Annotated in this window: 6 protein-coding genes and 1 tRNA gene; 4 read left to right on the top strand and 3 right to left on the bottom strand. The window is 69.8% G+C overall.

Features of this window, described 5'->3' with window-relative positions; all coding sequences use genetic code 11:
• Positions 1-156: 156 nt before the first annotated feature.
• A complete protein-coding gene (locus tag HUN07_RS26670) occupies positions 157-1,152 on the bottom strand; it encodes an ester cyclase (RefSeq protein WP_217487145.1) in 996 nt (331 codons plus the stop codon).
• Between the two features lie 393 nt (positions 1,153-1,545).
• On the opposite strand from HUN07_RS26670, the gene HUN07_RS17865 reads away from it, so the two are divergent.
• Positions 1,546-2,259 carry a TetR/AcrR family transcriptional regulator gene (locus HUN07_RS17865; RefSeq protein ID WP_174911565.1) on the top strand — a complete coding sequence of 238 codons (714 nt, stop codon included), beginning with the start codon at positions 1,546-1,548 and terminating at the stop codon, positions 2,257-2,259.
• Entirely contained in the window at positions 2,256-3,521 is a 1,266-nt protein-coding gene (locus HUN07_RS17860; RefSeq protein ID WP_217487144.1) for a glycosyltransferase, read from the top strand. The genes HUN07_RS17865 and HUN07_RS17860 overlap by 4 nt, the downstream gene beginning before the upstream one ends.
• Positions 3,522-3,589: 68 nt before the next feature.
• On the opposite strand, the gene HUN07_RS17855 is transcribed toward HUN07_RS17860, so the two are convergent.
• A tRNA-Leu gene (locus HUN07_RS17855) sits at positions 3,590-3,671 on the bottom strand.
• Positions 3,672-3,749: 78 nt separating this feature from the next.
• Positions 3,750-4,457: a hypothetical protein gene (locus tag HUN07_RS17850; protein ID WP_174911562.1), complete on the bottom strand. Its 708-nt coding sequence runs from the start codon at positions 4,455-4,457 to the stop codon at positions 3,750-3,752.
• A 446-nt stretch (positions 4,458-4,903) separates the two neighbouring features.
• Between HUN07_RS17850 and HUN07_RS17845 the strand changes: the two genes are divergently transcribed.
• Both HUN07_RS17845 and acpS read left to right on the top strand, forming a co-directional pair.
• Positions 4,904-14,218: a type I polyketide synthase gene (locus tag HUN07_RS17845; protein WP_174911560.1), complete on the top strand. Its 9,315-nt coding sequence runs from the start codon at positions 4,904-4,906 to the stop codon at positions 14,216-14,218.
• Positions 14,218-14,619 carry a holo-ACP synthase AcpS gene (gene acpS, locus HUN07_RS17840; protein ID WP_114724071.1) on the top strand — a complete coding sequence of 134 codons (402 nt, stop codon included), beginning with the start codon at positions 14,218-14,220 and terminating at the stop codon, positions 14,617-14,619. The genes HUN07_RS17845 and acpS overlap by 1 nt, the downstream gene beginning before the upstream one ends.
• Positions 14,620-14,743: the final 124 nt, after the last annotated feature.

Below are 14,743 nucleotides of genomic sequence, written 5' to 3'. Positions count from 1 at the left end.
GATGAGGTCGGCGGGACCCACGTCCGACGAGCGGTCGTCGCATGCCTTGTGTCGGTGTCGCAGAGCTTCTCAGCACTGAATACCCCTGCGACAACGGCACCGGGTGTGCGACACCATGTAGGCGACGTTGCTCCGGTGGAGGGTGGTCGCGTCGACTCAGCCGAGTTGCTTCATCAGTGAGTACAGGTTGGCCACACCCCAGTGCTCGACGATCCGGCCGTCGCGCACCCGCATCGCGTCGACGGTCTCGAAATGGATCTCGCGGCCGGTCGGTGCGACGCCGAGGAACACTCCCCGGTGGGTGCCGTGATACGTCTTGTGCGTGGTCACGAGGTCGCCGTCCACTGCCTGCCAATGGATCTCGGGGTGGAAGTCCGGAAACGCCGCCCGTAGTGACTGGTAGAGCAGTCTCGTGCCCGCCTTGTCCGGGGTGGTGCCGGGTTGCGGGGTGTGGTCGACGTAGTCGTCCGCGAACAGTTCGTCGAACACCGCGTAATCGCCGCCGCCCTGCACCTCCTCGGTGTTCCGGCGGACCACGGCCTTGGCGGCATCGCCGTCGGGTCCGGCCGCGGAATCGCCGTTCCGAATCTTCGCTGCCGGAACGGAATCCATCGCGTGTCGCCCGTTCGGCGTCGATGCGCGGCGGGCGATGCTTGCCGCGAAGCCCGGTGTCTCGCGTCGGTTGTGGTCGGCCGCCGCGGCGGTGGTGGTGTCGGCGGCGTCCTCGTAGGTGATGCCGTGCCTGTCGAGGAACGCGAAGTAGTCGCCGGTCGGCGTGAGCATGAGACGGTTGGTGATGGTGCAGCGTCCGTCGTCGGTGGCCTCCGCACGCAGTTCCCACGTGGCCTGGACGGTCGTGCGTCCGTCGGCGGTGACGGCGTCGGACGTGGACACCATCCGGCAGTGGTGTGGCGCGACTACCTCACCGATGTAGTGGTGGATCAGCAGTGTCTTGCCGATCTGCTCCACGCCGATGGACAACGGCCTACCATCCGCCCCGGTGCCGACGCCCACCGTGACGTGGTCCGGGGGGCAACATTGCTGGAACTCCGCTTCGGGAAGCGTGAACAGCCATTCGGCGATGTCGACCTTGTCTGCCTGCACATCGATGATGTGGGTGAAGGTCGAGTCGGAGAGCGTTCGAGTGGACATCCCGGCCTCCCGTCGTGGTGGAGAGCTGCCTCGGTGGACCGCCGCGCCGTGCACGGGACGGGCGGTGAGAACCGACGCTAGTCGGGAGGGGGGTGCTCATGGACCCGGATCCGCAGATGTTTGCAACACAGACACTCGCGATGTGCCCGACCGGTCTGGTGTGCGAGCGAGGATGCGAACTGGCCGGTACTCCTCGCGCTGACTCTCCTCGCGCCGGAGGACGCGTAGGCGCGTTCTGCCGGTTCGTTCCGCCGCTGTCTCGTTCCGTTGTCACCCGGTAAGGGGCGTCGCTATCGGCGGAGCTCGTCGTCGCGTGACACTCGGGCCCGGAACTCTATCTGCGTCCATAGGACGCTATTGTGGATGTCTGAGGAATCTTTACCGGAGGGGTGCATGACTGAACCGGGCTTGGCGCTCTCGCGACTCTGGGGCACTCCTTCGGTGCTCCGCCCGGGTCCGAAGCCGAGGCTGTCGCTCACCGAAATTGTCGATGCCTCGATCACGCTCGCCCGGACCGACGGGCTGGCGGCGGTCACGATGGCGCGCGTGGCCGAGACCGCACTGTGCGCGAAGATGGCGTTGTACCGCCACGTCAGCGACCGGGACGATCTACTTTCCGCCATGCTCGACCGAGCACTCGGTGAACCACCGCAGCTGAATGGCTCTTGGCGAGAACGGTTTACGGCACTGTGGGATGCCCTGCTCGGTATCTATGCGTCCGACCCTTGGCTACTCGAACTGCCGACGGACGTGAACGGCGTGACTCCGCAGAATCTCGCGTGGATCGACAGGGCACTGAGCCTGTTCGATGAGAGTCTGCTTCCATCGAGTGAGCGCTTGAGCACGGTGCTGCTGATAACCGAGAACATCCGGTTCGAGGCTCGCCGACGAAAGGCAGCGGGCGATCCTGTCGATGATCTTGATTTTCTGCTGGAATCCGCCGTGAGTGCAGGCCGGCGGTTGTCCGGCGAGCGGTACCCCCATCTCGCTGGACTGTCTCGGACTGGAAGCGACGGGGAACCAGCATCCCTGTCGAGCGCTCGTCACGTTCGTGACCTCATGCTTCGATCCGTCGCTGCGTACTTCCCGGAAGGGCAGGAGGGATGAGCGGTACCCGGCGCCTGCGGGTCCTGTTCGCGCCGGAAACGTTCAATCTCGGCGAGACCTCCCGTGCGGTCGAGGTCGCGAAGGAGGTACGGGCCGACGGGCATGACGTGCTCTTCATGGGATACTCGCGACGCTTCGCCGGTTACGTCCGGGAGGCAGGGTTCGCGCTCGAGCTTCTCGACCCTGAACTGAGCGAACGGGAAGCGGAGCAGCTCATCGCGGTGGATCAGGGGCGCGCGCTGCGGCACCCGTTCACCGACTCCATGGTGCGAACGCGGGTTGCGAGTGAACTCGCGTTGATCGAACGGTGGCTGCCCGATTGCATCGTGATCGGCACCACGCTGACGCTGTTCATCTCGGCGAGGGCGGCGCGGGTTCCTCTCGTGTATGTCCGTCCCTATGCGATGAGCCATGGTCACCTGACCCGGATGGCCATGTTCCCGCTGACGGCCGGCCAGGGTGCGGCGGCCGCTGACGTGAACCGTGCAGCCGCATGGTTCTTGCGCCAGGCCGCTACCAAGGCCCGGTGGAAACCTGGCTCCTTCCGCCGCGTTGCCGCCGAGCATGCCGTCCACCTGCCCGAGCGCACGCTGGCAGCGCTCGACGCAGACCTCAATCTGATCGCGTCATTGTTTCCGTTCGCCGACCAGCGGCCCCTCGCGGCCCGGGAGATCGCGGTCGGCCCCCTCTTCGCTCAGAGCGCTGGCGAGCTTCCGCATCGCGTAGCGTCTCTTGCGGAAAGGAAGCGACCCGCCGTGTACATCGGTATGGGGTCGTCCGCGGGACGACGACTCGTGCTCGAGGTGCTGAAACAGCTCTCCCGGATGGACATCGACATCGTGTCGAGCGCGGGGCGATACGTCACCGAGGACGACTGCGCGGCCCTCCCCGAGAACGTGCAGGTGTACGACTTCCTGCCCGCGCACCTGCTGGCGGGGATGATCGACGCCTCGATCATTCACGGTGGCGAGGGCACCGTGCAGACCGCCTGCGCATCCGGAGCGCCCTTCGCGGGGATCGGCCTGCAGCCGGAACGGCGAATCAACCTCGACGAGTGCGCCCGGTACGGCAACGCCCTCCGGTTCACCCCGCGGGACATCCGTCGCGGAAGACTGCCCCATATCGTGGAGCGCCTGCTGCACGACGAGAGTCTCCGGCACGCCGCCCGTACGGTGCAGCCGCTGGCGCAGCCAGTCGGCGCCGTGAACAGTGCTGCAGCGATCCTCGACCCCGCCCGCAGGGGCATGCATGAGAGCCACTGACGAACAGGCAATGACACCCGACCCGAGATTCATGAAACCGAGTCGGGGGTCATTTCGTTTGATTTGAGTGCGCGAGGGGGGACTTGAACCCCCACGTCCTGAGACACTGGAACCTAAATCCAGCGCGTCTGCCAATTCCGCCACTCGCGCGAGCGCTTGTCAGACTACGCCACCGTCGACCGGTCTCCATCGTCAGGACCGGCCGACGGTCGGCGTACGGCTGTTCGTCTACGCGGACAACGGCTTCGGTGCCCGCCTGCCGGCCCGTGCTCGCTGGTGCCGCCATACCGCGTTCAGCAGCGCTGCCGGATCGAGGTCGGCCGTCTCCGCGGCTCCGGCCAGCAACTCCAGGGCATGGGACTCGGTGACCGGTTGCGCCGATCCGGTTGCCTCCGTGACGAACATGCACAGAGCCTCGAGCGTTCGAGGGCCGATGAGCCCGAGGCGCAACACGAACGTCTCCCATGTTGTGGTGCCGAGTCCGGGGATGGCGGTGATGACGGACCAGGCGCCGCGCCCGTCGGACAGTTTCCGCGAGGTGTCGATGCCGGCGTGCACGAGGCCTGCGGCGGCGAGAGCGGTCGCCTCGGCCTTGGTGGTGTAGTTGCCCGGAACGCGTTGCCGGTTGCCCAGGATCTCGGCGAGTCGGTCCGGGGTGTCGGCGAAGTCCGCCAGCGCGCTGATGTCGTCGAGTCGCGTGCCGCGATGACAGCGCCAGTTCTCGATCACGCGTCGGACACCGGTGCGCGGTGTGCCGTACGTTGCCCGTGCCGAGAAGACGGCGTCGAGCAGGGCGGCCTCGGCCTCCTCCGGCCAGGCCGGCGGCCACTGCGACCGCTCGCTCGGCAGTGTCGCGGCGATGTGTTCGACGAGTGCATCGACGAATGCATCATCTACGAATGCATCGGCGAGTCCGTGAACCTCCGGTGTATCCATGTTCCCCCCTGGTGTTCGGTTGTCCGGGCGGACGCTATCCGGGCACCCCGACAGACTCCGACGCGACCGCGACCCCCGATTTCGAACCGACCGCACGTTCGAGGCCCGCCGTCAAGGAGGTCACGAATTGATAACAATCAACGTGAGGGTTCCCTCAGGTTTGTGGACGTCCATGCATGGCCTGTGACCCGCAGTTACGCGGTCTACTGGCGGGTCACTTTCGCGCGATCCTGTGCGCAATGTCACTTGATACTCGCTGGTAGGGAAGGGGGTCGGTGGCAAACGTGAGGCTTCCCTCATGATTTTGTGCCAACCTTGACGCGCCCGGATTCGCTGGATTTCGAAGCGTGTTCGAGGGGTGCCGCGACATCGCCGCGACAGCTCTGCCGAGGGCGGCCGACCACGACCTACCTCCCGTCAGGGAACCAGGAGAGGACTTAACTTCAGTGACGATCGACGACACTGCAGGAAACGGACGAACCTCGAGGGAGAGCAGCCAGTTCGGATCGGATCGGGGTTCTGCCCGGTCCTCCGCGCAGGGTCCGCTCGTGGACCGGTTGCGGGCAGGCGAGCCGTACGCGCTGGCTTTCGGTGGCCAGGGCGCGCCGTGGCTGAGTGCCCTCGCGGAGCTCGCACGTGACAGCGGCCTGGAGCCGACGCTCACCGAGCTGGTGAACGAGGCTGCCGCGCTCCTCGCGCCGGTCGCGCAGGACCTCCTGGTGGTTCGCCCGGTCGGTTTCGATCCGATCGCGTGGATCCTCGAGCAGGAACTCGCGGACGACGAAGACACTGCCGGCGCGCCCGCCGGCCCGTCCGCGGCCGCACTCACCTCGGCCGCCGTGTCGCTGCCCGGCGTCTTCCTGACCCAGCTCGCGGCGCTGCGCGCGCTGCAGCAGCAGGGCCTCGATCCGGCCGAGACCGCCCCGGTCGCGACGATCGGCCACTCGCAGGGCCTCATCGCTGCCGCCGCCGTGGAGGGTGGCGGTGCCGCTGATGGTGCGCTGCTCGCCACCGCCCAGCTCATCGGCGCCGCAGCCGGTCTCGTCGGCCGTCGCCGCGGCATCATCGCCACCGCCGACCGCGCGCCGATGCTGGCCGTCTCGAACGTCGACCCCGATCGTCTCGAGGCGATCGTCGCCGAGCTCGCCGAGGGGCAGGAGCCTGAGCGCGCTGCCGTCATGGCGATCCGTAACGGCCGCCGTCGTGTCGTGCTGTCCGGTCCGCCGGCCCAGCTGGCCCGCGTGCAGCAGCGCTGCGAGCAGATCGCGGCCGACGAGACCCGCGCCCGTGACGCCAAGACTCGCGGCGGCGCCGTGTTCTCGCCGGTCTTCGAGTCGCTGTCCGTCGAGGTCGGCTTCCATCACCCGGCCCTGAACGAGGCCGTCGACATCATCGGTGGCTGGGCCACCCGCTGCGGCCTCGACGCCGAGCAGGTGCGCGCCCTCGCGCAGGCCGTGCTGGTCGATCCGGTCGACTGGGTCGACGCGGTCGACGGCGCCGTCGAGTCCGGTGCCGCGTGGATCCTGGACCTGGGCCCCGGCGACCTGCTCACCCGCATGACCTCTGCGGGCCTGCGCGGCCACGGCGTCGGCATCATCGCCGCGTCCACCCGCGGCGGTCACCGCAACCTGCTCACTCCGGGCGCCGCACCCGAGGTGCCGCGCGCGTGGACCGAGTTCGCGCCCAAGGCAGTTCAGCTGCCGGACGGCCGCGTCGCCGTCGAGACCGCGTTCACCAAGCTCACCGGTCGCTCGCCGATCCTGCTCGCCGGCATGACCCCCACGACGGTCGATCCGAAGATCGTCGCCGCCGCGGCCAACGCCGGTCACTGGGCCGAGCTCGCCGGCGGCGGCCAGGTCACGGAGCAGATCTTCGCCGACCACGTCGAGGAACTGAAGGGCCTGCTCGAGCCGGGTCGCGCCGTGCAGTTCAACTCGATGTTCCTCGACCCGTACCTGTGGAAGCTGCACGTGGGCGGCAAGCGCCTCGTGCCGCGCGCCCGGGCCGCGGGCGCCCCGTTCGACGGCGTCGTCGTCACCGCGGGCATCCCCGAGCTCGAGGAAGCCGTCTCGATCATCGAGGAGCTCACCGAGGCCGGCTTCAGCTACGTCGCGTTCAAGCCGGGCACCGTCGCGCAGATCCGTTCGGTGATCCGTATCGCCAACGAGGTCCCGACGTACCCCGTCATCGTCCACATCGAGGGCGGCCGCGCCGGTGGTCACCACTCGTGGGAGGACCTCGACGACCTGCTGCTCGACACCTACGCCGAGCTGCGCACCCGGGAGAACCTGGTGCTCTGCGTCGGCGGCGGCATCGGCACCCCGGAGCGGGCCGCCGACTACCTGACCGGCCGTTGGTCCACCGAATACGGCTTCCCGGCAATGCCTCTCGACGGCATCCTCGTCGGCACCGCCGCGATGGCAGCCCTCGAGGCCACCACCTCGCCCGAGGTCAAGCAGCTGCTGGTCGACACCCCCGGCACCCCCGACTGGGTCGGTGCGGGCACCGCCGAGGGCGGCATGGCCTCCGGCCGCAGCCAGCTCGGCGCCGACATCCACGAGATCGACAACGCCGCATCGCGCACCGGTCGTCTGCTCGACGAGGTCGCCGGTGACGCCGAGGCCGTCGCTGCCCGCCGCGACGAGATCATCGCCGCGCTGGACGTGACCGCCAAGCCGTACTTCGGTGACGTCGCGGCCATGACCTACCAGCAGTGGCTGCGCCGCTACCTCGAGCTCGCCGTCGGCGTCGACTCCCCGCAGGCGTTCGACTGCGGCGGCGACGTGCAGGACGCGATCGCGGAGGCCACGCAGTCGGTGTGGCTGGACGTCTCGTGGCGTGCCCGTTTCGGTGAGATGCTCCAGCGTGCCGAGGCCCGCCTGCACCGCAACGACCGCGGACCGATCGAGACCCTGTTCGCGGATTCGGCCACGCTCGACCAGCCGTTCGCCGCGTTGTGCGCGCTCGAGGCCGCATACCCGGACTACGCCACCACGGTGCTGCACCCGGCCGATGTCCCGTTCTTCACCGCGCTGTGCAAGACGCCCGGTAAGCCCGTCAACTTCGTGCCCGTCGTCGACGGCGACGTCCGTCGCTGGTGGCGCTCGGACTCGCTGTGGCAGGCCCACGATCCGCGCTACGGCGCCGACCAGGTGTGCGTCATCCCCGGCACCGTCGCGGTCGCCGGCATCACCCGCGTCGACGAGCCGGTGGGCGATCTGCTCGACCGCTTCGAGAAGGCCACGGCCGACGAGCTCGTCGCGACCGGTGTCACCCCGGCCCAGGTCGCGGGTCGTCGCCACGGTGGCTTCGGCACGGGTCTGCTCGACGCCGTCCTCACCGCGCCCGACGTGCTGTGGGCCGCGCGCCTGACGCAGAACCCGGTCCGTCGCCTCGGCGAGGTCGCCGAGTGGACCATCGAGTCCGACACCGTCGCGAGCCACGACAAGACCGGTGCCCGCCTGGTCGTCGCCGGCGCCGAGCACGTCGACCTCACGGTCCCGCTCGCGCTGGGCAAGGCCGTCGAGATCCGGATCACCGTCCCGGCCGCGGTCCGCGACGGCGGTGCCCCGGTCGTCACCGAGGCCGACGCCGAGGCGTCGATGTCCGCACTGCTCGGCGTCGCTGCCGGACAGGAGCTTCCGGCGGTCAAGGGTGGTGTCGCGCACATCAACCTCGCGTGGACCCCGGACCTGGTCGCCGACCACGCCGGTGTCACCGGCGTCGGCCTGCCGGAGACCGTGAGCACCAGCGGCAATGCGGTGCCCGACGTCGTCGTCGGCGCCTGCTGGCCGGCCGTGTTCGCCGCTCTGGGTGCCGCGACCACCACGGCGGGCGTCCACGTCATCGAGGGCATGCTCGACCTGGTCCACCTCGACCACGCCGTGCACCTGGTGGGTGAACTGCCCACGGAGACCAGCATTCTCGTGGTCCGTGCCGAGGCCGGCGAGATCGTCGACACCGACATGGGCCGCGTCGTCGAGGTCCGCGTCGAGGTCGGCGCGATGCTCGGCGAGGGCCTCGACGCCCCGGCCGTCGCGACGCTCACCGAGCGCTTCGCGATCCGCGGTCGCACCGGCAAGGGTGAGCTGGCCGATCCGGCCCGCGCCGGCGGTTCGCTCGGCGACGACGTCGCCGAGACCCCGCGTCGCCGTCGCCGCGACCTGAAGATGGTGGCGCCGCGGAACATGGCGGCGTTCGCCCGCGTCTCCGGTGACCACAACCCGATCCACACGTCCGACGCGGCCGCACTGCTGGCCGGGCTCGGCAGCCCGATCGTGCACGGCATGTGGCTGTCCGCCGCGGCACAGCAGGCCGTCACCGCCGTCGATCCGCAGTCGAAGACTCCTGCTCGTCGTCTCACCGCGTGGACCGCCCGCTTCCTCGGGATGGTCCGTCCCGGCGCCGAGATCGACGTCCGCGTCGACCGTGTCGCGACCGACCGCGGTGCCGAGATCGTCGAGGTGGGCTGCCGTGTCGACGGCGACCTGGTGATGGTCGCCACCGGCCGCACCGCCACGCCGAAGACGGTGTACGCGTTCCCCGGTCAGGGCATCCAGCGCCCGGGCATGGGCCTCGACGCCCGCGCCCGCAGCAAGGCCGCCCGCGAGGTGTGGGAGCGCGCCGACAAGCACACCCGTGAGGCCCTCGGCTTCTCGATCCTGGCCGTGGTCCGTGACAACCCGACGCTGGTCAAGGCGCGGGGCGTCGAGCATCGCCACCCGGACGGCGTGCTGCACCTGACCCAGTTCACGCAGGTCGCGATGGCCACCCTCGGCGTGGCCCAGGTCGCGGAGCTGCGCGAATCCGGTGCCTACGTGGAGGGTTCGTACCTGGCCGGCCACTCGGTCGGTGAGTACAACGCGCTCGCCGCGGTCGCCGGTGTGCTGCCGCTCGAGGCGCTGCTCGAGGTCGTGTTCCAGCGCGGTTCGGCGATGCACGAGCTGGTCCCGCGCGACGCGGCCGGCCGCAGCGACTACCGCATGGCCGCGATCCGTCCGTCGCAGATCGGTGTCGCCGACGACGAGCTGCAGGCCTTCGTCGGAGGCGTCGCGGACGCGACGGGTGAATTCCTGCAGATCGTGAACCTCAACCTGAAGGGTTCGCAGTACGCGATCGCCGGCACGGTCAACGGTCTCGCCGCGCTCGAGCGTGAGATCGACATCCGCCGTGAGGCTTTCGGCGGCAAGCGCGCGTTCATTGTGGTGCCCGGCATCGACGTGCCGTTCCACTCGACCGTGCTGCGGGGCGGTGTCGACGACTTCCGCGCCAAGCTCGACGAGCTGCTGCCGCAGGACATCGATCCGTCGGTGCTGATCGGCCGCTACATCCCGAACCTGGTGCCGAAGCTGTTCAACCTGCGCCGCGACTTCGTCCAGGAGATCGCCGACCTGGTGCCGTCGCAGCAGTTGCAGGCCGTGCTCGCCGACTTCGACAGCTGGAGCGAGCGCCCCGTCGCGCTGACCCGCGTCATCCTCGTCGAGCTGCTGGCCTGGCAGTTCGCGAGCCCGGTCCGCTGGATCGAGACGCAGGACCTGCTGTTCACCGACGAGGCCGACGGCGGCCTCGGGGTGGAGCGGTTCGTCGAGATCGGTCTGGGTGCCACCCCGACCGTCGCGAACCTCGCGTCGCAGACGATGAAGCTGCCCGAGCATGCGAACAGCACGGTCGAGGTCCTCAACATCGAGCGTGAGGCGTCCGTCGTCTACAGCACCGATGTCGACCCGGCGCCGGTGGAGGATGACGAGCCCATCGAAAGTGCCGCTCCCGCAGCGGCAGCCGCTCCGGCTGTCGCCGCGCCCGCCGCGGCCCCGGCCGCGCCGGCCGGTGGTCCGCGCCCGGACGACATCGCGTTCAAGGCCGCCGACGCCACCAAGGTGCTCATCGCCCTGTGGACCAAGCTGCGCCCGGACCAGATCGGTCCCGCCGACACCATCGAGGCGCTGTGCGACGGCGTGTCCTCGCGCCGCAACCAGCTGCTCGTCGACCTCGGCGCCGAGCTGTCGCTCGGCGCGATCGACGGCGCCGCGGATGCCGACATGGGCTCGCTCGCAGTGACGGTCGACCGCTTGGCGCGCACCTACAAGCCGTTCGGCCCGGTGCTGTCCGACTCGATCAACGATCACCTGCGGAAGGTGTTCGGCCCGTCCGGTCGCCGCCCCGCCGCGATCGCGGACCGCGTCAAGAAGGTCTGGGAGCTCGGCGACGGCTGGGCCCACCACGTGACCGCCGAGGTCGCACTCGGCACCCGTGACGGCTCCAGCGTCCGCGGTGGCGCGATGGGCGGCTTGCACGAGGGTGCGATCGCCGACGGCGCAGCGGTCGACGCGCTCGTCGACGCGGCCGTGCAGTCGGTCGCCTCGCGACGCGGTCTCGCAGTTTCCTTGCCGGCCGCCGGTGGCGGTGCAGGCGGAACCGTCGACGCTGCCGCGCTCGGCGAGTTCACCGAGCACATCACCGGTCGCAACGGCGTTCTCGCCTCTGCTGCCCGTCTGGTGCTCGAGCAGCTCGGCTTCAGCGACGCGGCGGCGGCCGCGGTCGCAACCGAGGACACCGCGCTCGTCGACCTCGTGTCGGCCGAGCTGGGTTCGGACTGGCCGCGCCTGGTCGCCCCCGCGTTCGACGCCAAGAAGGCCGTCCTGATCGACGACCGCTGGGCCACCGCTCGCGAGGACCTGGCCCGTGCCTGGATCGGCGAGACCGAGCTGACCGTCGAGCGTTTCGACGGTGCCGGTGCTGCCGTGGCTGCCCACGCCCAGTGGTGGCAGCAGCGCGCCACCGACGGCGGCCGCACCACGCTCGCCGAGATCTACGGCCGCATCGCGCAGGTCGCGATCGCCCCGATCGACGAGGCCGGCCAGTGGTCCGGTGAGATCGCGGTCGTCACCGGTGCGAGCAAGGGCTCGATCGCCTCTTCGGTGGCGGGCAAGCTGCTCGGCGGCGGTGCGACGGTGGTCGTGACCACTTCGCGCCTCGACGACGCGCGGCTGGGCTTCTACCGGAAGCTCTACGCCGACAACGCCCGCGCCGGTGCCGCCCTGTGGGTGGTCCCCGCGAACATGGCGTCTTACGCGGACGTCGACGCGCTCATCGACTGGGTCGGCACGGTCCAGACGGAGACCGCGGGTGGCGCGAAGAAGCTGATCAAGGAGGCGATGACTCCGACGATGCTGTTCCCGTTCGCCGCACCTCGCGTGGCCGGTGAGCTCTCCGACGCCGGCGCCCGCGCCGAGATGGAGATGCGGGTCCTGCTGTGGTCGGTGGAGCGACTGATCGGCGGTCTGTCGAAGATCGGCTACGACAGCGACGTCGACACCCACCTGCACGTGGTGCTGCCCGGTTCCCCGAACCGCGGCCTGTTCGGCGGCGACGGCGCGTACGGCGAGTCGAAGGCCGCGCTCGACGCGGTCGTCGGACGCTGGTCGGCCGAGCGCACGTGGGCCGAGCGGGTCACGATCGTCCACGCGCTGATCGGGTGGGTGCGCGGCACCGGCCTGATGGGCGGCAACGACCCGATGGTCGAGGCCGTCGAGGCCAAGGGCGTGCGCACCTGGTCCACCGACGAGATGGCCACCGAACTGCTGGGCTCGTGCACGGCGGACGTCCGGCGTGCTGCTGCGGATGCACCGCGTGTGGTCGACCTGACCGGCGGACTCGCCGAGGTCGACCTGGATCTGCCCGCGCTGGCGAAGGAGGCCGCCGAGGCGGCCGAGAACGCCGGCAAGAAGGCCGACGAGGCCGGTGTCGACGCGAATTCCATTGCGGCGCTGCCTGCTCCGCCGCGTGCGGTCGAACTGCCGGCCGTCGGGTCCTGGCCCGAGCTGGACGTCGATCCTGCCGATCTGGTCGTGATCGTCGGCGCCGGTGAGCTCGGCCCGTACGGTTCGTCCCGGACCCGCTTCGAGATGGAGGTCGACGAGCAGCTCTCGGCGGCCGGCGTACTCGAGCTGGCATGGAACACCGGCCTGGTGACGTGGGAGAACGATCCCGTCGCCGGCTGGTACGACGCCGAGACCGGAGACCTGGTGCCGGAGGCGGAGATCGCCGACCGCTACCACGACGCCGTCGTCGAGCGGTGCGGTATCCGCACCTACGGTGACGAGGGCGCGATGGTCGACAACACGGCGCCGCTGCTGACGTCGGTGTTCATCGACAAGGACCTGTCGTTCGTGGTCGGCTCCGAGGCCGAGGCCCGGGCGTTCGTCGACTCCGATCCGGAGAACACGACCGCCGCGGTCGACGCGGAGAGCGGCGACTGGACCGTCACCCGCAAGGCCGGCACCGAGATCCGCGTGCCGCGCAAGGCGAAGCTGACCCGCACGGTCGGCGGCCAGATCCCGACCGGGTTCGACGTCACCAAGTGGGGCATCCCCGCCGACATGGCCGGATCCGTGGACCGTGTGGGCCTGTGGAACATCGTCTCGACCGTCGACGCGTTCCTCACCGGCGGCTTCACCCCGTCCGAACTGCTCCGTTGGGTGCACCCGGCGTTCGTCGCCAACACCCAGGGCACCGGTATGGGCGGCATGACGTCGATGCGCTCGCTGTACATCGACACGCTGCTCGGTGAGTCCCGCGCGAACGACATCCTGCAGGAAGCCCTGCCGAATGTGATTGCGGCGCATGTCGTCCAGTCGTACGTCGGTGGCTACGGCGCGATGGTGCATCCGGTTGCGGCGTGCGCCACGGCTGCGGTCTCCGTCGAGGAGGGCGTCGACAAGATCCGGCTCGGCAAGGCCAAGCTGGTCGTCTCCGGTGGCTTCGACGACCTCGGTATCGAGGGCATCATCGGCTTCGGTGACATGTCGGCGACCGCGAAGTCGGACGAGATGACCGCCAAGGGCATCAGCGATCGTCGCTTCTCGCGGGCCAACGACCGCCGTCGCGGCGGATTCGTCGAGTCGGCCGGTGGCGGCACGATCCTGCTGGCCCGGGGCGACCTGGCCCTGGAGATGGGCCTGCCGGTCCTCGGTGTGGTCGCGTGGGCGGGTTCGTTCGCCGACGGTGTCCACACGTCGATCCCGGCCCCCGGCATCGGTGCCCTCGGCGCCGGACGCGGGGGACAGGACTCGCAGCTCGCGCTGTCGCTCAATGCGCTCGGTGTCACCGCCGACGACATCTCGGTGGTCTCCAAGCACGACACCTCGACCGCGGCGAACGACCCGAACGAGGCCGAACTGCACGAGCGTCTGGCCGCGGCCCTGGGCCGCAGCGAGGGTGCCCCGCTGTTCGTGATCTCGCAGAAGACCCTCACCGGTCACGCCAAGGGTGGTGCGGCGGCGTTCCAGCTGATCGGCCTGTGCCAGGTCCTCGGCCAGGGCGTCATCCCGCCGAACCGCAGCCTCGACTGCGTCGACGACAAGATGGCGGAGTTCTCGCACCTGGTGTGGCCGCGGACCCCGCTGCGCTTCGGCGACCAGTTCGCGCTCAAGGCCGGCCTGCTGACCAGCCTCGGCTTCGGTCACGTGTCGGGCCTGATCGCGGTGGTTCACCCGCAGGCGTTCGTCGAGTCGATCCCGGCGGACCAGCGCGAGGCCTACCTGGCGCAGGCACAGCAGCGCACCGTCGACGGTCAGCGCCGTCTGGCCGCGGCGATGTGCGGTGGCGACAGCCTGTACGAGCGTCCGGCGGACCGTCGCTTCGGCGGGGACTCGGTGCCCGCCAAGGCATCCCGGCAGCTCGAGGCCGACATGCTCCTCGCCGAGGATGCGCGCCTGGGCAGCGATCACGTGTACCGCCTCGGGAATCCGGGGTGCCAGTGATGGCCATTCTCGGAATCGGCTTCGACGTCGTCACGATCTCGGAGTTCGAGGAGCAGCTGAAGCGTCCCGGTACGGCGATGAAGTCGAGCTTCCGTCCGGGGGAGCGGCGCTACTGCGAGGCCAAGAGTGAACCGGCCCGGCACTACGCGGTGCGCTGGGCGGCGAAGGAGGCCGTGATCAAGGCGTGGGCGGCCTCCCGGTTCGCCCGGCCGCCGGCCGTCGGCGACAACGCCTACGTGCAGGTCGAGGTCGTCAACGACGCCTGGGGGCGCCCGACGATCAAGCTGCACGACGAGGCCGCGCAGTTCCTGCCGTCCGCGAAGATCCACCTGTCGCTCACCCACGACGGGGACGTGGCGGGAGCGATGGTCGTGATCGAGGAGCCGGACCCGATCGCCTGACCGGACCCGGACGAACGAGACCGGCCGACGGAGAAATCCGTCGGCCGGTCTCGTCGTTTCTGCCGGACCGCGGGCGGAAATCGCGCCGGATTGCCGCCGAACAGGGGGTCGAGGGACGGTAATC

The organism is Rhodococcus sp. W8901, from assembly GCF_013348805.1.
Taxonomy (GTDB): Bacteria; Actinomycetota; Actinomycetes; order Mycobacteriales; family Mycobacteriaceae; genus Prescottella.
Note: the sequence above shows the minus strand (reverse complement) of the source record. Positions and strands in the feature narration are given on the sequence as shown.